This window comes from Flavobacterium sp. Leaf82 (assembly GCF_001422725.1).
GTDB lineage: Bacteria > Bacteroidota > Bacteroidia > Flavobacteriales > Flavobacteriaceae > Flavobacterium.
In genome coordinates this window covers 1-22,120 of sequence record NZ_LMMA01000019.1, presented here as the reverse complement: position 1 = coordinate 22,120, position 22,120 = coordinate 1, and the positions used below count along the sequence as shown (strand labels likewise).

The 22,120-nt window shown below is 32.2% G+C and carries 16 protein-coding genes; 4 read left to right on the top strand and 12 right to left on the bottom strand.

Going from position 1 to position 22,120, the window contains the following annotated elements; genetic code table 11:
• Positions 1-104: 104 nt before the first annotated feature.
• From ASF10_RS12315 to ASF10_RS12270, 10 genes are all read right to left on the bottom strand, one after another.
• Positions 105-2,855 carry a hypothetical protein gene (locus ASF10_RS12315; protein WP_056249569.1) on the bottom strand — a complete coding sequence of 917 codons (2,751 nt, stop codon included), beginning with the start codon at positions 2,853-2,855 and terminating at the stop codon, positions 105-107.
• Positions 2,856-3,159: 304 nt separating this feature from the next.
• Positions 3,160-3,888 (bottom strand): TIGR00730 family Rossman fold protein, encoded by a 729-nt coding sequence (locus ASF10_RS12310; RefSeq protein WP_056249567.1) that lies wholly within the window; start codon positions 3,886-3,888, stop codon positions 3,160-3,162.
• Positions 3,889-4,122: 234 nt separating this feature from the next.
• Complete coding sequence (locus ASF10_RS12305) at positions 4,123-4,482, bottom strand: cupin domain-containing protein (RefSeq protein ID WP_056249564.1); 360 nt, start codon at positions 4,480-4,482, stop codon at positions 4,123-4,125.
• 234 nt (positions 4,483-4,716) lie between these two features.
• A complete protein-coding gene (locus ASF10_RS24705; RefSeq protein ID WP_056249560.1) occupies positions 4,717-5,016 on the bottom strand; it encodes a type II toxin-antitoxin system RelE/ParE family toxin in 300 nt (99 codons plus the stop codon).
• Positions 5,017-5,024: 8 nt separating this feature from the next.
• Positions 5,025-5,252, bottom strand: a complete 228-nt coding sequence (locus ASF10_RS12295; RefSeq protein ID WP_056249557.1) for a hypothetical protein — start codon at positions 5,250-5,252, stop codon at positions 5,025-5,027.
• A 44-nt stretch (positions 5,253-5,296) separates the two neighbouring features.
• Entirely contained in the window at positions 5,297-8,128 is a 2,832-nt protein-coding gene (gene uvrA / locus ASF10_RS12290) for an excinuclease ABC subunit UvrA (protein WP_056249554.1), read from the bottom strand.
• Positions 8,129-8,228: 100 nt separating this feature from the next.
• Positions 8,229-9,182 (bottom strand): Fic family protein, encoded by a 954-nt coding sequence (locus tag ASF10_RS12285; protein WP_056249552.1) that lies wholly within the window; start codon positions 9,180-9,182, stop codon positions 8,229-8,231.
• A gap of 62 nt (positions 9,183-9,244) precedes the next feature.
• Positions 9,245-11,029: a chloride channel protein gene (locus tag ASF10_RS12280; RefSeq protein WP_056249549.1), complete on the bottom strand. Its 1,785-nt coding sequence runs from the start codon at positions 11,027-11,029 to the stop codon at positions 9,245-9,247.
• Positions 11,030-11,114: 85 nt separating this feature from the next.
• Entirely contained in the window at positions 11,115-12,797 is a 1,683-nt protein-coding gene (gene ggt, locus ASF10_RS12275) for a gamma-glutamyltransferase (protein WP_056249546.1), read from the bottom strand.
• A gap of 42 nt (positions 12,798-12,839) precedes the next feature.
• Positions 12,840-13,424, bottom strand: a complete 585-nt coding sequence (locus tag ASF10_RS12270) for an ACP phosphodiesterase (RefSeq protein ID WP_056249545.1) — start codon at positions 13,422-13,424, stop codon at positions 12,840-12,842.
• 288 nt (positions 13,425-13,712) lie between these two features.
• Between ASF10_RS12270 and glmM the strand changes: the two genes are divergently transcribed.
• Complete coding sequence (gene glmM, locus ASF10_RS12265) at positions 13,713-15,101, top strand: phosphoglucosamine mutase (protein ID WP_056249542.1); 1,389 nt, start codon at positions 13,713-13,715, stop codon at positions 15,099-15,101.
• A 78-nt stretch (positions 15,102-15,179) separates the two neighbouring features.
• Here the strand turns inward: glmM and ASF10_RS12260 are convergent, their stop codons facing one another.
• Positions 15,180-16,052 (bottom strand): lysophospholipid acyltransferase family protein, encoded by an 873-nt coding sequence (locus ASF10_RS12260; RefSeq protein ID WP_056249541.1) that lies wholly within the window; start codon positions 16,050-16,052, stop codon positions 15,180-15,182.
• Positions 16,053-16,164: 112 nt separating this feature from the next.
• On the opposite strand from ASF10_RS12260, the gene ASF10_RS12255 reads away from it, so the two are divergent.
• The 3 genes from ASF10_RS12255 (at position 16,165) to ASF10_RS12245 (ending at position 18,845) form a co-directional block, all read left to right on the top strand.
• The gene (locus ASF10_RS12255) at positions 16,165-16,812 is read left to right on the top strand and encodes a rhomboid family intramembrane serine protease (protein ID WP_056249539.1); all 648 of its coding nucleotides are present in this window, start codon (positions 16,165-16,167) and stop codon (positions 16,810-16,812) included.
• Positions 16,813-16,864: 52 nt separating this feature from the next.
• Positions 16,865-17,554: an SIMPL domain-containing protein gene (locus tag ASF10_RS12250; protein WP_056249536.1), complete on the top strand. Its 690-nt coding sequence runs from the start codon at positions 16,865-16,867 to the stop codon at positions 17,552-17,554.
• A gap of 316 nt (positions 17,555-17,870) precedes the next feature.
• On the top strand, positions 17,871-18,845 hold the full coding sequence (locus ASF10_RS12245; protein ID WP_056249535.1) for a YheT family hydrolase: 975 nt from the start codon (positions 17,871-17,873) through the stop codon (positions 18,843-18,845).
• Between the two features lie 109 nt (positions 18,846-18,954).
• Here ASF10_RS12245 and ASF10_RS12240 read toward each other — a convergent pair whose 3' ends face one another.
• Complete coding sequence (locus tag ASF10_RS12240) at positions 18,955-21,669, bottom strand: S8 family serine peptidase (protein ID WP_056249534.1); 2,715 nt, start codon at positions 21,667-21,669, stop codon at positions 18,955-18,957.
• Positions 21,670-22,120: the final 451 nt, after the last annotated feature.

The following is a 22,120-nucleotide window of genomic DNA, read 5'->3' as shown; positions in this document are numbered from 1 at the left end:
ATATGTATTTAAAATCAAAAAACTACGTATATTTTTTGAGTTATTTTTATATAAAAATGTAATTAAGTGATAATAATGTATGTTTTTCTTTAAAATTTATTCAATTAAAACCATTTTCTAGTAAAAAGATTGACTAATGTTTTTGGTGATAAAGTGATAACAAATCGTATTTTTTCGTTGTATTTATTTTGAGAAATTTCCCATCCATTATTAGAATACACCGGAAAGTAAAGTTCAAAATAATCCGGAACCAAATTTAATCGGATACCGCTATCGTATACAAAGTTCTCTGCCTGATGTTTATTTTTAAGAAAACCAATATCACCATAAGCCTCAATCCAGTTCCAGATCGAATAGCTGGCGTTTACTGTCGTCATCCATTGATTAGCATAAGCCGGTTCTAATTTTGATTTAAAACCACCTTCAGCGATTACGTATTGCTGACTAAAAAAACCAGTGCTTTCTGAGCGTCCGTAAAAATTATAATCAAACATATAATCAGTTGGACGGTCTAAACCAAAACTAAAATAATCTGAATTTGTTGTGTTATACAAGAAGCTTCCCGCATATAATCTCACATTTAGCTTATGATTATTTTCAAATAATCTGCGATATTCAACTTCTCCGGCAATTTTTCCAAAATTTCCACCAAACTGAAGATCAGTCATGAAATTAAAATGATTGATTAATTCTGTCTTTGTATTGGAATAACGGGCATTAAACACAGAATAATTGGGTTTAGAATTATCCGTTATATATTCACTTGCTTCACGATTAACAATTACCTGACGAAACATAAAAAACTGTTTTCGATTGTCCCTGAAATTCTCTTCCCGAATTCTAAACAGAACCATTGGATTCAGTCTTAAATATGTAGCATCTGGTGCATAGTGAAAATAATTTTGACTAATAGAATAGCGTACATTATAAAGAGTACTATTTCGATAATATTCATTCCATACAAAAGCAGACGAACCAGAAACCGTTCCGGCTTTTATAGAATAGGCAGGATTTATATCAAACGTAAATGGTTTGTCGAGAATAGTTTTATTATGAAAACGTACTCCCGGCGTAAAACCGTCGTATAAATTATAAGTTAATGTAGGGATGTATAAAATCTGATTGTAATACGGATCTTCCAGATCTTTGGCAAAATTAAACTTCACAGGACGATTTGTTATTACCAGGCTTTTCAATGATTTCCAATTGTTTCTCAAATTGTATTCAGGAACCTCATTATCATAGTTAATAACAATTTTATCAGCTTTTTTACGATCGAATGTATAAACCGAATCCGTGTTTTTGGGTTCGATCCATTCTTTAAAAACGACTACATTTTTCTTAAGTCCGTAAACCGGAATTGGCGCATAAACATTCGTTTTGCTTTTTACTGAAAACTGAATACTGTCTTTGGTTCTTGAAACATTCGAAAATTTATAATCGATTATATCTCTTGAATCTATGATGGTATTAAAAAACCAATCGATGTTTTTTGAACTGTTTTTCGTTAATATTTTTTCAAAACTATAACGGTTTGTTTGTTCTGTTTTATTTAGATTATAAAATTCCTGTACACTTTCAGGAACAATATTATGATCCAGATAATCATCTAAATAACTTAAACTTAAACCTGCACGGTATTTACTGGCAATTTGTTCGTTGAATTTTATTAAAGTATTTTTTGGATCTCCAAGTGGCTGATCGAGATTTTTTCTAGCCATCAGCATATAATAATAGCTGTATTGCTCATTAAAAGTAAGATTGGTTATGTTGTAACTTTTAAAAAGTTTCATGTCAGAAAGTTTTCCAAGCATCTTTTGATCCAGATGATTTTCCTCCATAAATTTCATCATCGCATAAATCTGAATTCCGTCATAAACCCAATTATCTTTTCTGGGATCTAATCGCAAACTATTTTTTAAATAATTATTAAGGTAAGTTTTTAAGAAAGTAATCTCAAAAATAAAATCATCAGAAAACGGACTTATAAAAGAGGGTAACTGATTGAGTCCGTAAAATGGATTTCGATCATAATCGGTTTGAGAAACCGTAATTTTTTCATGCGGATATTTTCCAATAAAAGTACTGGCAAAAGTAACAACACGATTAATGATTATAGCTTTCTGAATTTCGGTTATCTTTTTGTTTTTAAGGTTTGAAAGTACTTCTAATGAACCATTTTCGTAACTTCTAAAGCTATTTTGTTTTTCAATAAAGACATTGAAATCCGTTCTGTTATTACCTGAAAAAGAATAAGTAAAAAAAGATGGATCTGTTTCATCCTTAGAAACTAAATTCAAATCTGTAGTTACCGAATATAGAGCAGGAATTTTGATACTAACTTCATAATCAGTACTTGCATTTGCAATATCGTCTAAGTTAAAGTTGTTATATCGTGTAAAACTATTATTTTCAAATCGCGCAGGACTCAAAAACCAATTTTTCAGGTTCATTCCGCCATTTTGGTCAAAACCATAACGCGTAAATTTATCACTTGGAATTTTAGAAATATAGGTTAAATGCAAATTAATTTTTTCGCCTGGAGCTAATTTCCGATTCAGTTTTATCACAACAAGATCAGGATCTTTAGCAGTTCTTTCCCATTCAAGCGCACTATAATCTGTATCAGTAAGATTTAAAATTGTAGTATTTCCTCTTTCTGCAGCTTTAGCCAAGTGAAAACCTCTGTAAAACTCATCAGAAAATCTTTTAGCTAAAGGTGTATTCTTATCAGAAAAAGCATTATTCCAATCGTTTAGAACAATCGAAATCAAAGAATCGTTCGAAGTATTGTGATACGTTATATCCTGTTTAACGTTTAGAGTTTTAAGTTCAAGATTAACTGCCACTTCCATCTTAGAATGATGTTGTGCGTATTGTTTTAATGAACTCATTAAAACGAAAACAAAGAGTATAATTTTATAAAATAGCTTCAATGATTGTCTGGGATAATTAACGGTATAAATTAAGTTACGAATCTGGCGTTGTTTTGGTTTGCTGTAAAAATAGCATAAAAAAAGCTGTTTTAAAAAACAGCTTTAATTTTTTGTAATACTTAACGTATTTCAACCATAAAATAGATAGAAGGTTATATTATTTTAAAGTCTGCTTAACTCCAATTTAAATTTGCTCATATCGCTTTTGTAGTTTTAAATATTTTTAGAAATTTGGACTTAAATCGTATTTCTTGTAGAACTTATCTAATACGTCAACAACTTCATCTTCAGTATCTACAATCTTAAATAAGTTTAAATCATCAGGGCTTACGGTTTGCATTTTTTCAACCAAAACTGTTTTTACCCATTCGATTAGTCCAGACCAGAATTCGACACCTACTAATATAATAGGGAATTTTCCAATCTTTTTAGTCTGAATCAGTGTAATTGCTTCAAACATTTCATCTAAAGTTCCAAAACCTCCTGGCATTACAACAAAACCTTGAGAATATTTCACGAACATAACTTTTCTCACAAAGAAATAATCGAAATTCAGGTTTTTATCGTGATCGATATAAGGGTTAAAGTGTTGCTCAAAAGGCAATTCGATATTTAAACCAACAGAAATTCCGCCACCTAAATGTGCACCTTTATTACCAGCTTCCATGATTCCGGGACCACCTCCTGTGATCACACCGTAACCAGCTTTACTGATTTTGTAAGCAATTTTTTCGGCTAATAAATAGTATTTATCGTCTGGTTTAGTTCTCGCCGATCCAAAAATAGATACACACGGACCAATACGTCCCATGCTTTCGTAACCATTTACAAATTCGGCCATAATTTTAAAAATCGCCCAGCTGTCATTTGTTCTAATTTCATTCCACGTTTTTTGTTTCAAACGGTCCTGAATTACTTTGTCCTCATCATTATCAAAATCTTCTAATCTCATTTTAGGTATTTTAATTATTTATATTTTTATTTCTAGCTGTGTCGTTTTTAATTGTCATCTGAGCGTAGTCGAAGGAGAAGGAGCTTTTTCCTGCTGTCCGCTATATTCCCGATTAACAAAAACTACGGCTAAAAAGCCTTGTTTTTCTAAATCGGGAGATGCCGCTCCCATCAGGTCTAGGGCATCGGTTTTCAATTTGAACATTATTTTATAAAAGAAAAAATTGTCTTTTAATTAATAGGTTTGTTCTTCAATTGATTTCGTAATGTTGCTTTTAACTTTTCCGGTATGTTCTGTGGTTTTGGATTCAATCAACATTATTGAACATTCTTCAACCGATGAAACCCGGTGATTTACGCCTTTTTTTACAACAAATAAGTCGCCTTTTTTCATCATGAAAGAAGCTTCGTTTTCAATTTCCATTAAAAGCTCACCGTCTATAATGTAAAATAATTCGTCTTCATTTTCGTGATTATGCCACGGAACTTCCTGACCTTTTATTTTTGCTACCTTAATATATTGATCGTTTACTTCATCAATTATTTTAGGCGAAAAATATTGGTCTACACCAGTTAATTTGTCTTTTAGATTCATAAATTTTCTCCTTCTATTTGTCAAAATCAAAACTTTGGCAAAAAGGGCGTACTAAATTACTCCTTTTTTCGAGAATTGTTACAGAAATGGGGATTTATTAATTTAAATGTAACGTTTCTTTGGTAATGGTCTTAGCTGGATATTCATTATCAATGAATTAAAATGATATATCTAATAATGAATCATTCTCTACCAATGTACATTTAAATACTTTTAAAATTTCCTTTAAAATTATTACACTCTCGAATTCCAAATTTCTGGATTTCGACTAGTGTGATATATTGCGAAAATTTCAACTAGAGAATATTCTTCATTAATAGTATAATGAATAATAAATGGAAATTTTTTAATAAGCATGCAACGAACATCTTTATATCTAATGGTACAAATATAAGGTTGGGATTTTAAAGAGTTAATTTGAGATTTGACTTGTTTATGAAAACGGAGACCTAAATTTTGTAGTTGATTATTGTACCAAATTACAATTTCGCGAAGATCATTTAAAGCCTCCTCATCAATTTTTATTTTATACATTATCTAAATTATTGAATTGGCAAATCAGAAACGTCATCCCAATCTAACATTCTTTCAGGTGAAACTTTACTTTTCTCAATTCTATTTAAAACTCTTTTTTGATGTTCAATAGGAATTTCAATATCATCTTTCCAAATTTCATCATTAAGTTTTAATTTTTCAGAAGGAGATAATTGTTTCACAACTTTTAATAACTCTTTAAAATCTAGATCTACTTTTAAACTTAAACTGTTCATAATGTTGTTTTATAAATAGTTAAACTGTTGTTTTTTATTAAATACTAAATTAACTCTTTTTTCAAAAACTTCGCTGTATAACTTTTTTTGTTTTTCGCGACTTCTTCCGGAGTTCCTTTCGCAATTAATTGTCCGCCGCCTTTTCCGCCTTCTGGACCAATATCTATGATATAATCGGCTAGTTTTATAACGTCCATATTGTGTTCGATAATTAGGATTGTATTCCCTTTATCGACCAATTTATTAATTACATCCATTAAAACACGAATGTCTTCAAAATGTAATCCTGTAGTAGGTTCATCTAAAATATAAAACGTATTTCCGGTATCTTTTTTAGACAATTCTCCGGCAAGTTTTATACGTTGAGCTTCACCACCAGAAAGTGTTGTGCTTTGTTGACCAAGCGTAATATATCCTAAACCAACATCCTGAATTGTTTTTACTTTTCTATATATCTTCGGTATGTTTTCAAAAAACGGAACCGCCTCATCAACTGTCATATTCAATACATCTGAAATTGATTTTCCTTTATATCGAATTTCTAAAGTTTCTCTATTAAAACGTTTTCCCTGACACGTTTCGCATTCAACATAAACGTCCGGTAAAAAGTTCATTTCAATTGTTCTAACACCAGAACCTTCACAGGTTTCGCAACGTCCGCCTTTTACATTAAAACTAAAACGTCCAGCCTTATAACCACGAATCATACTTTCAGATGTCATGGTAAAAAGATTTCTGATTTCAGTAAAAACTTCCGTATAAGTTGCTGGATTCGAACGTGGCGTTCTTCCAATCGGACTTTGATCGATATCAATTACTTTGTCAATATGTTCAAGACCTTCAATCTTTTTATAAGGTTGTGGTTTTTTTACACCATTAAAATAGTACGCGTTCAAAATAGGGTAGAGCGTCTCGTTAATCAAAGTCGATTTTCCACTTCCTGAAACTCCCGTTACACAAATCAATTGTCCCAAAGGCAATTCGATAGAAACATTTTTAAGGTTGTTTCCTGTTGCTCCGGTTAGTTTTAGAAACTTTCCATTTCCTTTACGACGTTCTTTCGGAATCTCCAATTTCATTTTACCATTCAAATATTGAGCAGTAATTGTATTCGATTTTAAAGTTTCTGCCGGAGTCCCAATACTAATAATTTCTCCACCATATTTACCGGCTTTAGGACCAATATCAATTACATAATCAGCACGTTCGATCATGTCTTTATCGTGTTCTACCACAATAACAGAGTTCCCTATATCACGTAATTGTTCTAAGGAATGAATCAGTTTTTCATTATCTCTTTGGTGTAAACCAATACTTGGTTCATCCAGAATATATAAAACTCCAACTAACTGCGAACCAATTTGTGTTGCAAGACGAATACGTTGTGCTTCACCGCCCGAAAGTGATTTTGAACTTCGGCTTAAAGCCAAATAATTTAAACCAACATTCATTAAAAAGTTCAGACGGTCTTTGATTTCTTTTACTACTTCTGAAGCAATCAAAAGCTGTTTGTCTGATAAGTGTTTATTTAGATCCTGAAACCAAATGGTTAAATCAGAGATATCCATATCACACAATTCAACTATATTTTTGCCATTGATTTTAAAGAATAATGCTTCTTTTTTTAAACGTGAACCATCGCAAACGGGACAATTTACTTCATCCATGAAATCTTTTGCCCAACGTTTTATAGTAGTTGATGAAGTTTCATCATATTGATTTTTAATGAAATGTGATATTCCTTCAAAATCTATTTTATAATCGCGTGTAACTCCTAAATCTTTTGAGTTTACAACAAATTTATCTTTCCCACCATTTAAAATCATGGTCATGGCTTCTTCCGGAATTTTTTCAATCGGATCAGTTATCTTGAAATTGAATTTTTCTCCAATAACTTCTAATTGTTTAAAAATCCAGGACGATTTATATTCACCAAGGGGTGCAAATCCACCAGCTTTGATCGATAACTTGGGATTTGGAATTATCTTTTTGATATTGATTTCATGTACCGTTCCCAGTCCGTTACAATGTGGACAAGCTCCTTTTGGGGAGTTGAAAGAAAATAAATTAGGTTCTGGATTTTGATACGAAATTCCAGTTGAAGGACACATTAGGTTTCTACTAAAAAAACGAACTTCATTCGTATCCTGATCTAAAATCATCAGCACATTTTCGCCATGATGCATCGCTGTATTGATACTTTCAGATAATCTTTTTTGATTGTCTTCCGTATCTTCGATCAACATTCTGTCGACTACAATTTCGATATCGTGGGTTTTATAACGATCCAGTTTCATTCCGGAAACCAAATCCTGAACTTCGCCATTTACACGAACTTTAAGAAAACCTTGTTTCGTAATTTGCTGGAATAACTCAGCATAATGACCTTTTCTCGCTCTAATAATTGGAGCCAGAATATTGATGCGTTTTCCTTTAAAATCCTGAATGATCAAATCTTTAATTTGTTCATCAGAATACGAAACCATTTTCTCGCCTGTGTTATAACTATAAGCGTCAGCACCACGAGCATATAGAAGTCTCAGGAAATCATATATTTCTGTAATAGTTCCAACAGTTGAACGCGGACTTTTACTGGTTGTTTTTTGTTCGATCGCAATTACTGGCGAAAGTCCGTCGATTTTATCAACATCAGGACGTTCTAAGCCACCAAGAAACTGTCTGGCATAAGCCGAAAAAGTTTCTACATAACGACGTTGACCTTCGGCATAGATGGTATCAAATGCCAAAGAGGATTTTCCTGAACCTGATAGACCGGTAATAACTACCAGTTTTTCACGAGGAATAGAAATGTCTATATTTTTTAGATTATGAACTCTTGCGCCAAGAACTTCAATAGTGTTGTCTTTTTCTAACATAAATTTGAGCAAAACGCAAAGTTACCACTTTGATTTATTCTTTTTGTGTTCGATAGCAAAACTTTATGTTACAATTAGTAACAAAAAACGCTAACCTAAGTTAGCGTTTTCTTTTTCGGGTTGCCATATATTCTTCGATGGCTTCTTTGGTAGTATACCAGTTTCGGCCTTCTTTATAAGCGTCTATTTTTCCGGTTCTGGCCAATAAACTAATATATTCCTGACCATACGGGGTTTCTGGTTCGCTTACTATATTTATTATGGGTTGATAGTCATAACTACTTCCCGGCATTGAACTTAAATAGATATTAAGTGTACGCTCTAATGCCTGACACATCAAAAGGGTTAGTTTTTGATAATTACCATTATTAGCCTGATTAAGCGCTTCGTAATATTTTTTTCTGTCATTTTTAAGTATGATGGCAGGCGGAAAACCACAACGCATCAATAATAAATTCATACTTAAACGAACTGTACGGCCATTGCCATCAAAAAAAGGATGAATCCAGACTAATTTATGATGATAAATTGTGGCTAATTCTATATCGTTTAATCCTAAAGGATTTGTATTAACAAAATCAATTAATTCATCCAGATAATCTGAAACTTTATTGGCGTTTGGGGGCATAAAATTAGCTCCTGAAATACGAACGCCGCCGTTTCGCAAACGTCCTGCAAAATCATCTTCGATAGAACGTAAAACTAATCCGTGAATCGAAAGAATATCAATACTGCGCAGGTTATATTTATCATCTACAATGGAGTACAGATAATCTATCGCTTTATCGTGATTATGAGTTTCAAAGTGTTCTCGCAAGGATTTTCCTTTTATGGTAATACCTTCCTGAATTACCATTTGGGTTTCGCGCAAGCTCATTGTGTTTCCTTCAATGCTGTTTGAATTGTAGGTCCATTCTAGTGATAAGCTTTCGCGGATTTTGTGCAAAGCAATATTGGGCAGTGGTCTGCTGTTTTGTAAATCAAGTCTTTTTTGATACAATCGATCAAATGTTGATTGAAATTCTTCTCTGTATGTTAGGTCTATGTTCCACATAATCCCACAAAGTTACTTCTTAATATCGGATATAAAAAATTTTAACCTATCCGATATTAAGCTTATTCAATTGTCATAGACCTTAATTTGGTTCTGTAGGCTTCAAGTGCTATAGATTTTGAAATAAAACCAAAGTATTTGTCATTGCGTATTACAGGAAGAAAGGCTGATTTCGATTTTTCGAATTTACTCATTACAATTTCCATACTGTCATCAGATGAAATTGTAGCAGCAGGAGTTTTCATAACATCTTTAATCAAGGTGTATTTTACACGATAATTATTAAAGATAATTTCTCTGATATCATTGAAATGAACGACTCCAATAAGTTCTTTTTCGTTGTTTACAACAGCAAAAACAACTTGGTTCGAGTGTGAAATAAGATCTACTAATTTGCTCAGGTTTTCATCTGGATGAACCGTTAGGTAGTCGCATTGTATAATGGTGTCAATATCTAAAGTAGATAGAATATTAGAATCTTTATTGCTTGTAAAAGCGTGACCTTTTTTAGCTAAACCTTTAACATCAAGAGAATATTTCTCAAAACGTTTAGAGATTGCAAAGCTTATTGAGGAGACAATCATAAGCGGAATCATAAGACTATAACCACCTGTAATTTCGGCAATTAAGAAAATAGCGGTCAAAGGTGCATGGAATAATCCGCTTAAGATACCAGCCATTCCAACCATGGTAAAATTGCTGATTGGTAGTTTTGATAAACCAATAAGGCTGATGAATTTTGAGAAAAAATAACCCAGATAAGATCCTAAAAATAATGAAGGAGCAAAATTACCTCCGTTTCCGCCACTTCCAAGTGTTAATCCGGAAGCAAATACTTTTACCATCATTGTACATCCAACAAAAAGTAGTAAAACCCATTGATTGTTTCTAAAATCAGCAAATAATGTATTGTCGAGCAATTTTCCGGGATCACTTTCAGATAATGTCTTAATACTTTCGTATCCCTCTCCAAAAAGTGTTGGAAATATAAAAATAAGTAATGCCAATAACGAAGAGCCAATTAAGGCTTTTTTGTAAGGACCTACTTGTAGTGTAGAAAAATAATGCTCGACCCTTTGAAAATTTCTGGCGTAGTAAACGGCTATAAATCCGGTTAATATCCCTAATAGAACATAAAACGGAATATTATGATAATTAAAAGCTTCTTGTTTTTTGAAAGACAATAAAATAGTTTCGTCCAGTAAAATTGCAGAAACTAAAGCTCCCGTAGCAGCAGAAATCATAATAGGGGTAAAGGCAGAAATGCTGACATCGACCAATAAAACTTCAATGGCAAAAAGAACTCCGGCAATTGGAGCATTAAAAGCCGCAGATATTCCGGCAGCAACACCACAACCAATAAGTAAAGTTCTGTCTTTATAGGCTAATTTATAATTTTGAGCATAATTAGATCCAAAAGCAGCACCAGTAATTACAATTGGGCTTTCTAAACCCGCAGAACCTCCTAAACCAACCGTTAACGAACTGGTAACGATTTGAGCATACATTTGCTTTTTGGGAATTATACTTGCTTTTTTTGCAACGGCATATAAAATTTGGGATGTCCCTTTTTGAATCGTTCCGTTTAGTACTTTTTTAATAACAAAAACAGTTAGCAAAATACCAATTATAGGTAAAATACTGTTGATGAAACTCAGTTTCAAAATTCCGTTGATATAAGTTGCGAATGAGAAAACACTATGCGCAAAAGTTTTTAAAACAATTACTGCCAGTGCGCACGAAATACCAACGAGAACGCTTGATAAAAAAATAAATTGCTTTGGTGTCAATATAGATTGAGCCAAAGCAATAATGCTTTCAAGTCTGCGAAAAAGTTTTCTTAACATTATCTTTTTAAAAAGTTAGGGATATTACAAATTTAGCTCTAAACATTCGATTTTTTATAATATTCCGCTATAAATGTTTTAAATTTTAGAAACCAACCGCCGTATCATCACCACGAAAGTCAGCTCCTCCTTCCAGAGTATTGTCCGGTAAAACCAATATACAATCCAGTTTACCAATTACAGGAGTATTTTTTTCATTGATTAAATATCCTTTTGCTTTTAGTTTATTTATGGTATTTGTGTCGAAAGCATTTGGTTCAAAATTGATTAAATCCGGTAACCATTGATGATGAAAACGAGGTGCATTTACAGCTTCCTGCATGCTTAATTTGTATTCATAAACATTTAATATAGCTTGTAATACAGTTGTAATAATGGTTGAACCACCTGGAGAACCCACAACCATAAATAATTTTCCGTTTTTCTCTACAATTGTTGGAGTCATTGAACTTAACATTCTTTTTTGCGGCGCAATACTATTGGCTTCATTTCCTACCAGACCAAACATATTTGGTGATCCTGGTTTAGCACTAAAATCATCCATTTCGTTATTCATAAAAAATCCCAATTCATCACAATAGTATTTTGATCCGTAACCATCATTAAGAGTTGTGGTTGCAGCAACTGCATTTCCTTGTGCATCTACAATAGAATAATGTGTAGTTTCTGTACTTTCGTTAAAATTGACTTTTCCTTCTTTTATTTCTGATGATAAACTGGCTTTGTTTACATCAAAACTAGACATTCTGTTTTTTAGATAAGAATCAGATAATAATGCGTTAATTGGAATTTTAACAAAATCAGGATCTCCTAAAAACTGACTTCTATCCGCATAAGCTCTTCTTTCTGCTTCTACAATTACCTGAATAGATTCGGCTGTATTATGTCCTGTTTTGGCTAAATCATAAGGAGCAATCATTTTCATAATTTGTGCCAGGCAAATCCCGCCACTGCTTGGAGGAGACATCGAAGTGATTTTTAGATCCTTGTATTTAAATTGCAAAGGTTTACGCCATTTAGCTTCGTATTTCTCTAAATCTTTAAGAGTAATAATTCCGCCTTTTTTCTGAATATAATTAACTAATATTTTACCTGTTTCTCCTTTATAAAATTCATCTTTCCCATTTTTCGAAATTCTTTTTAATGTATTGGCAAGTGCAGGATATTTGATTGTGTCATTTTCTTTAAAACTACCTGCTAAAAGTGTATTTGGACCATTAACTTTTACAATGACATCATGATAATCCTGAAGCCTTTTTTCTTGTTTTTTCGTTACCACAACTCCTCTTTCTGCTAAAGCTATGACAGGTTTTAAAATTTCCGACATTGGCATAGAACCCAGTTTTTTGTGTACGGCAAAAACTCCGGCAATAGTTCCCGGAACACCAATTGCTAAAGCAGTTTCGGTACTTTTACCCTTTATAACATTACCATCTTTATCAAGAAACATATCTTTTGTTGCTGCTAGTGGCGCTTTTTCGCGATAATCTAAAGAACCAACTTCGCCATTCGCTTTTCGGTACACCATAAATCCGCCGCCACCAATATTTCCGGCATAAGGATAAGCAACTGCAAGAGCAAGTTCTGTAGCAATCATTGCATCAAAAGCATTTCCGCCTTTTTGTATGATTTCAGCACCCACTTTCGAAGCTTCCTGACGGGCAGAAACCACCATGGCTTTTGTAGTAACTAATCCGGTTGGTTTTGTAGTATTTTGGGCAAAGCTATAGATAGAAATAAAGCTGAATAATAAGGCTATTTTTTTCATGTATGAAATTGTATTTTAATTTTACAGAATCTAAAAACGATTTTATAAAGTAAGTAATTTTTGTTTTGCGTGCTGTTTTATATCTTCAAAAAAGAGCGTAAACTCCTGTTCAAATTCAGCATAAAACTCTACAAGTTCTTCACTTGCAAACTGCATTTTTGAGATATTTTTTGATCTTCGGTCCATTTGAGTCAAAATTTGATGAATTCCTTCAACCGTCTGATAGCTCAAAAGCCAGTTTCTTTCGATCATATAAGGCATTAAACCCTGAGTTTTTTCGGTCAGGATATCATAGTTTTCATGCAATGATTTATAGAATCGGTTAATGAAATCTTCCAGTTTTTCATCAGAATATTTTGTCCAGTTTTTGGCTAGAAAATGATCATAAACAATATCTACAATTACTCCGGCATAATGGTGGTATTTTTCATGCAATCGCTTGGTGCTTTGTCTAAAAACATCATGCGAGTCTGTATAAGTATCTATAGAACGATGCAGAATTATGCCTTTTTGTACTTCTTCAGGAAAATGTTCAAATTGTTTCCCGCGAATTCCATCGGCCATAAAATTACCAATTTTGATTAAATCATTGTCTCCGGATAAATATATGTGGGCTAGGAAATTCATTTTTTTTAAGGTAATAAGGTTCTAAGGCACTAAGTTTTTATCTTAACTAAGATAGCTGCTAAGAACTAATGTTATTTTAGTAAAAGTATGAAAACTTTTTCACATCATTTTGTTATATTATTTCGGTTTCTACCTATCATAATTAATAATTATTTTAAATTTCTGGAACCTAAGTCCCGAAGCTTCGGGATAGCTTCTCAATAACTTTTTGCAAAATCTTAGCACCTTAGTATCTTAGAACCTTAGTAACTTTTCTATATTTGTAACTGGTAACTATAACTCACAAAAATGACTTTAATAAAATCGATATCAGGAATACGAGGAACAATTGGTGGTAAGGTAGGAGATAACCTGACTCCTGTTGATGCTGTAAAATTTGCATCGGCATATGGTACTTTTCTGAAAAACAATACTTCAAAAGAAAAATTAACGGTAGTAATTGGTCGTGACGCCAGGATTTCCGGACCAATGATTCATAACCTTGTTGTAAATACTTTAGTAGGTTTAGGGATTAATGTAATTGATCTTGGACTTTCGACAACGCCAACTGTAGAAGTTGCTGTTCCTTTAGAAAAAGCAGATGGAGGAATTATCCTGACAGCTTCTCATAATCCAAAACAATGGAATGCTTTAAAATTACTAAATGAAAAGGGGGAGTTTTTAAGCGGAGATGAAGGAGCAAAAATCCTTGAAATTGCTGAAGCTGAAGCTTTCGATTTCTCGGATGTCGATAACTTAGGCGAAATCACTGTAAATGATGCTTATATGGACATTCATATTGACGAGGTTTTAAACTTACCTTTAGTAGATGTTGAAGCTGTAAAAGCCGCAAAATTTAAAGTAGTTGTTGATGGTGTAAATTCATCAGGAGGAATTATTATTCCGAGATTATTGGAATTAATGGGCGTTGAAGTAGTAAAATTATATTGTGAACCAAATGGACATTTTCCTCACAATCCGGAACCTTTAAAGGAGCATTTAACTGATATTTCTGAATTGGTAGTAAAAGAAAAAGCTGATTTAGGAGTTGTGGTAGATCCAGACGTAGATCGTTTGGCTTTTATTTGCGAAGACGGAGAAATGTTTGGTGAAGAATATACATTAGTAGCTTGTGCGGATTATGTTTTAAGTAAAACTCCTGGAAATACTGTTTCGAACATGTCATCGTCTCGTGCTTTGCGTGATGTAACTGTTGCTCATGGAGGAAAATACGAAGCCAGTGCAGTTGGAGAAGTGAATGTAGTCGAATTGATGAAAAAAAATAATGCTATTATTGGTGGTGAAGGTAACGGTGGAATCATTTATCCGGAATCTCATTATGGAAGAGACAGCTTAGTTGGAGTTGCTTTGTTCCTGACACATTTGGCAAACAAAAAAATATCAGTTTCGGCATTGCGTGCTTCATATCCTGAATATTATATGAGCAAAAACAAGATCGAATTAACACCACAAATTGATGTTGATGCGATTTTAGTAGCTATGACAGAAAAATATAAAAACGAAGATATCACAACGATTGATGGTGTCAAAATTGATTTTGCTACAGAATGGGTACATTTAAGAAAATCAAATACAGAACCAATCATCAGAATTTATACTGAAGCTCCGTCTCAGGAAAAAGCAGATGTTCTGGCTCTTCGAATTATAGATGAAATAAAAGCAGTTGCCGGAATCTAGTTTTAGCAGCTTTTATAAAAAAAAAAATACCTCTTCCATTAAATTTGAAAGAGGTATTTTTTTAAGTTTTACAGAGATTTATTCTATCCTGTGTTTCCATCTTTTATGTGTCCATAAATAATATTCAGGAGCTTCGTAAATTTGTTTTTCTACTTCTCTCAAATATTTTTCTGTAATTTCAAAATTGTCATACTCTTTAGGATCATCCGCTATTGGTACAATTGTAGCTTCATAATAACCGCGTGCTACTTTTTTAACCTTAACAAAAATAACACTCAAATCGTATTTTTTTGCCAGCATTTCAGCTCCGGTATGTACGGGAACTTCTATTCCCATAAATTTCATCGAGTGAAAAATTCTATCCAGTTTAGGCGATTGATCACTTGCTAGTCCGTAAAGGCTTAAAATTCCGTCACGTTGGTTTTGTGCCATCAGCGGAATTGTTTTTCTGGTCTCTACTAATTCAGCATCATATTTTGAACGTATTTTTCTAATTAATTTATCAAAATAAGGGTTTGCTATTTTTTTGTAAACTCCAATTCCTCTAAAAGCGATACGTTTATTAATGGTTAAAAGCCACTCCCAACTCGCATAATGAGAAGCTACCAGAACAACACTTTTTCCTTTTTTTTCATATTCCCTAAGAACTTCAATATTGGTAATGGTAAATCTTTTCTGCATTTCTTCAGGAGAAATGCTCATTGTTTTTATCATTTCTAAAAACATATCGCACATATGCTGATAGAATTTTTTTTCAACTTCTTTTCGTTCTTCTTTAGTTAAGTGTGGTAAAGTAAGAGCCAGATTTTTGCGAACTACCTTTGTACGATATCCAATGATATGGTATACAATAAAGTATACACAATCTGATAACCAGTAAAATAATCGAAAAGGGAGTATAGAGATGAGCCAGAGTAAAGGGTAGGCTAATATATAAACAAGAAATTGCATGTAATTTTTTTTTACAAATATAAAGCAAAAATGAATAACCAGTGATATTTTGGATCGACGCTAACATATGTTTAAGAATGACTATATTTACAATTCACATTAAATATTATTTATGAATACCGTTAATACCGTTTTGGTTGGGATTATAGTGGCTAATGCCTTGATTAGTTACAAAGGTTTTAATGATCTTGCTTTTTTTAGAAAATACGAATTTCATATTGGCAGTATTCGTTCCGGAGAACAAATCAGAATGCTTTCATCCGGTTTTTTGCACGTAGATATGATGCATTTAATCTTTAATATGTTAACACTTTGGTTTTTTGCACCAGTTGTAATTCAGTGGCTGGGTACAATTTCTTTTGTTTTGATTTATTTTGGGAGCTTAATTTTTGGAAGTCTCCTTACAATGTTATTCCATAAAAATGATTACAGTTATAGAGCAGTAGGAGCTTCAGGAGCTGTTACAGGAATTTTATATTCTGCAATATTATTACAGCCGGATATGATGTTGGGAATCTTTTTTGTCATACCAATGCCAGCTTATTTATTCGGAATTTTATATTTATTGTATTCTATTTACGGAATGAGGGCTAAAAATGATAATATTGGGCATACAGCACATTTTGGAGGTGCGATAGGAGGCTATTTGATTACCTTAATAAAAGAACCTTCACTAATTGTAGACCATAGTTTAATGGTGATTTTATTAGCAATCCCTATTTTGATACTTTTTGTAATGGCAAAATTGGGAAAATTATAATGCTGGCATAACTTTTGAAATGTCCTTATCAATAACTTAAAATATAACAAAAATGAAGAAAGTACTATTATTTTTAACAATAATGTTTATGACTATGTCTTACGCCCAAGAAACTAAACAAATTCCTCAAATCAATGTAAATGGAGAAGGAAAAGTAAAAGTAGCACCTGATCAGGTTTGTATTTCGGCAACTGTTGAAACAAAAGGGAATGTTGCTAAAGATGTCAAAAAGCAAAATGACGAAAAGATTGATGCAGTTTTAAAATTCATCAAAAAAATGAATATTCCAACAGCAGATTTCAAAACTAAACAAGTAGCTCTTAATCCACAATACGATTACGAGAAAAAGAAAACAACTTATAATGCAACACAAACTATAGAAATTGTATTGAAAGATTTATCTAAATATGATGAATTAATGGAAGGTTTGGTTCAACAAGGAATTAACCGTTTGGACAGAGTTTCTTTTGAGACTTCTAAATTATTACAACTTCAAACAGAAGCTAGAAAATTAGCAATAAAAGATGCTAAATCAAAAGCAGAAGATTATGTTTCAGTTTTAGGTCAAAAAGTAGGTAAAGCAATTACTATTTCTGACAATTCAGTATACCGCCCTCAACCAATGTATGCAGCTATGAAATCAATGGCTATGGACAGCAACGCTGGTGCAGAGAATGAAACTCTTGCAGTTGGAGAAATCGAAGTTACAGCAAACGTAAGTGTAAGCTTTATTTTAGATTAAGAAATACAATTCAAAAATATACAATCCCAAATTCCGAATCTAATTCTGGAATTTGGGATTTTTTTTTAGGATTTACATGAATAACAGAGAAATTTAATTTAAACCAAGCTCATTTTATTTTTTCAAAATTGCGACGTTTTATATTTCTTTAGAATTAATCCTTTATTAGCAAACTTAAGTTGAATTGTAATTTGATCCCAAGGCATTATATAAACTTCTTTTGGCTAATGATTTTAAAATGAAATAAAAAGGCAGTTTTTAATTAGGTATGGATTGATTTCTTAGATTTGTATAGCACAATAAAACTTTTATTATCATGCCTGTAATTGAACAATCAGAATATAATTTTCCTTCTATTATTCATAGGAACAGGCATATTTCTACCATATATGCTGCTTTGTTTAAAAAGTTTGAATTTCCGGGATATACAAGAGAAAAACATGAGTTGAAGGATGGAGATTTCATCAATATCGATTTTGTTATAAATGATACTAAAAAAGCAGTTATTTTATGTCATGGTTTAGAAGGGGATTCACGCAGAACCTACAATAATAGCTGTGCGGATTATTTTCAGCAGAAAGATTTTTCAGTTTTCGCATGGAACAATCGTACTTGTGGAGGAGAGATGAACCGTTTGCCAAGACTTTACCACCATGGTGCAGTTGATGATCTTGATGAAGTAGTACAATTTGTTTTGCAACAAGGTTTCGAAGAAGTTTATTTGATTGGATATTCGATGGGAGGTGTTCAGCTTTTGAATTATTTGGGCTGGACAAAAATCGATAAACGCATAAAAGCTGCGGTTTCGATTTCAGTACCCACTCATATCGCTACAAGCGCTGCCATACTTAAACAAGGTTTTAATAGAGTTTATTTAAAGAACTTTACAATCGATATTAAAAGAAAACTCAAATACAAAGCGGCGCAATTTCCTGATTTTATAAATCGTGATCAAATTGATAAAATTACTTCTTTTGATGAAGTTGATCATTATTTTACAGCTCCGCTGCATGGCTTTGCGAGTCGGGATGATTATTATGAGCGTGTTTCTCCAGAATTTTGCCTTAAAAATATAACTACTCCGGTTTTAATAATCAATTCTCTTGATGATCCTTTTTTAGGCGAAAGATGTTATCCCAGAGATATCGCTCAAGAGAGCGAATATGTTTATCTCGAAACCCCAAAATATGGAGGGCACTGCGCTTTTCCATTGCGTGATTCAATGCATTCTTATGTAGAAAAAAGAGCATATGAATTTTTTGAATCCTGTAAAGAATCTGTTACGGTTTAAAACATTCTGAGATGGCCTGCGTAAAACAATAGTTAGGATTAAACTTTCGATTGTTGAGATTGTATTTCCTTCTGTTATCAGATAAAAAAAATAAAAATCTACTTAAACTTTAAAAAACGGCAATTTTCCCTGTTTGAATTTCTCCTAAGCTTGTAATTATTTTATATAAATAAATTCCTGATGCAGTATTTTTTAGACTGATGTTATTGGTTTTAGAAAGTAAAGGTGAGCTAATAGTATTTTGTCCGCTACTATTGTATAAATAGAAAATAGCATTTTCCTCTTTTTTGGCTTCAATATTTAATTGTTCATTTTTCCTTAGTAGAGTAGGGTAGACAAAAAACAAATCATTACCTAAGTAATTAGTATCAAGAATTAGAGAACTAACTACATTATTGTTTTCTAAAATTATATTTATTTTGTATTTATTACTGCCCTTTACAGGTACATTATCTAAAAAAGAAAATGTTTTTGAATTGATATCATTTATTGAGCTAATAACACTTTCTGTATTATTAGTTATTTTTATTAACTCAATCATTTTGATATTATACAAGCTAAAAAGACTGGCATCAACCTTTACTTTGTTCTCCTCAAAAACTTCTGCAAAAGCCAATTCGAAATAACAATTAGAATTTTGCACATATTGTAATGTCGACTCACTTTTTATTCCTTCGCTATCGTCAAATACAGGAATTACACTGTAAATTTTTCCATCATTATACGTGTAATTAGCATTTGTTGTTTGTTCTTTAAATTCTAAATGATCTCCTGTTAGTCGATAAATATTAAAAGAAGCAACATTTGCAGGTTTGTCCCAATTTATTTCTGTTGTTCCATCACAAACTAAACTTGTAGTAATATTTAAATCATAAGAAATCGTGAAAGCATCAGAGACATAGTCAGTATTATCAATGGTCATTTTTAATTTTGCTTTTGAAAATTTTTGTTCTGTAGGCGTATAAGTAAATTGTTCACGATCCAGATTTATACCATTATCAATAATTTCCCAAGTCTGCCCATTATTATAGCTAATAGACAATTGTCCAGAGACACCTGAAAAGGAAGAATTCCATTTAAAAGGAGAAATCGTCTTACCATCATACGGGAAATTATCATTAGTAACAGGGTAATTCCATTCAAATTCATTTGCCATTTCATATTCGTAAACAATACCGTATTCCTGAGAGGTATTCGAAACATATGAACCTATCACATTGATCGTATAAAGTCCTGATTCAGGGCTTTCGATAGTAACTTGCTCTACAGTATTAATTTTATCTTTTCCTCTTGTGGCTTGTTGTTCAGGAGCATCAGGATTAAGAATCCAGGGTAAAAAAGAGGTACTGTCAGGCGAAATAATTTCCAGGTCTAAATCGTTTACCAAGCTTATATTGCTGTTAATTGCAGCGGGTAAATCATTCCAGACTAATGTGATTTTTAAATTTTTCGCATTGGCTGGAAGTGTAATATTGTGTGAATTTGTCTGACCAGATGTCAAATTACCAGATATAATTCTGTTTTCGCTGATTGTTTTTAAACATTTATCTGCGTTAATATTTCCATAACCATACGTAAAATCCGGACCTGCGTTGCCTAAATCTTTGGCACTATTAATTAAAATTGCTTTTGTGAGGACATTAGTCAAAGAACTATTGTTTATATTTTTATGATGTTGTTTCATAAGCGTAATAATTCCTGTAGCCAATGCTGTAGAATTTGAAGTTCCTTGTGTGCTAAAGGCAACCAACTCCGGTTTTATCCTACCGTCATAAGCTGGACCTTTTGAAGAAAATGGCATAATTACTTCGTTTTGGTCAATACAACCCAATACGATACTATTTTTAGATTGCTTGAAATTGCCAGTAATAGATTTATAACCCTGAAGCCCACTATTACCAGAAGAAAAGCAATGAGTCAAATCAGCATTTAAAAACAATTGCGAATCATACGCGTTTGCTAGTGAGCCATAAAAATTCTCAATCACAGTGCCGTAAGAATGATTTTGCGTGGTCGCGCCTTGTAAAGTTTCTGGTGCATCCGGATAGATATTCAAAAAATCAGACGATTGTATCTTCGCTTTTTGAGCAACTCCCTTTCCTAATGCAGAACTATTTCCTAATCCCGAAACTATAGTTGCCATAGCCGTTGCATGGCTTGATACAATAGAGGATTGTGTTGACGAAGAAATGTGCTTGTTTAATAAATCAATATCATTTACATCAAATAAATCATCTTTTATAGCTGCAATTTGATTTTCACCTGTTAAAAGAGGAAAATTAGCGTTGGCTTTATTTATATAATTGATGCTAAAATTTTGATCTATTATTTTAGATTCACCTTTTGGTTTCAGCGATTCTTGCGAGATGGAAGAAACACTACTCAAAGCTATAATCTCATCAATAATTTTTTTGGAATCGCTTTTAATGATTACAAGATGATTATCTAGTATTTCAATGTCAGAAATATTCATTGACTTTAAGTCAGTAAGTAATGCTTCGATTGTATCTGTTGCTACTATATATTGTTTGTCATCCTTATGAGTTGAAAAGTTCGATGGTAATTTCCATAAAGCATTAACGGGCAAAATATTTTGAAGACTTTGGTTAGGTCTTAAATTTTTATTTTCAATAATACAAAAAGTGTTATCCAATTTTTTCACAATCCTGTATTCGTTATGATGGGCATTTTCTAAAGAAGTAAGATAGTATTTTTCGGATTTTTTTCCACTTTCTTTTTTTATGTATTGTTTCCATCTTTCAGAATTTTGCGAGAGACTAATTGTCGTAATCATAAAAAGGAGAAAAGTAATTCGAGTCTTCATTTACTGTAGATGTTAGGGCAATTATAAACATTCTTATCAATCTTACAAAAATTGGCTCTTGTAGCTATAAGTCACTTCTTTTATTTAAATAATGCGAAGATGAAATTTAGGCTTAATGATTTCTATTTAAAATATTTATTCATTGTAGGTTATTCAAAGTTATTAAAATATTTGTAAAAATTTTATTAGTTTTTTATTCAAAATCTTTAAAATCTGTAAGATCAATTCTCTTTTTATAATACTGTTGTATTTTGAATAGGATAAAAATGCATAAAATCACATTTTGTGACATACTAAATAAAATAAAATTTATAAATAGAATTATCATAGCTAATGAACTGATTTGTATTAGATTATTGATTTTACTGGGCTTGACGTAATAATCAGATAATTATTATTAAAAATAACAACAAAATAATATAACAAAAAATGTTAAATTTGTTAAATAATT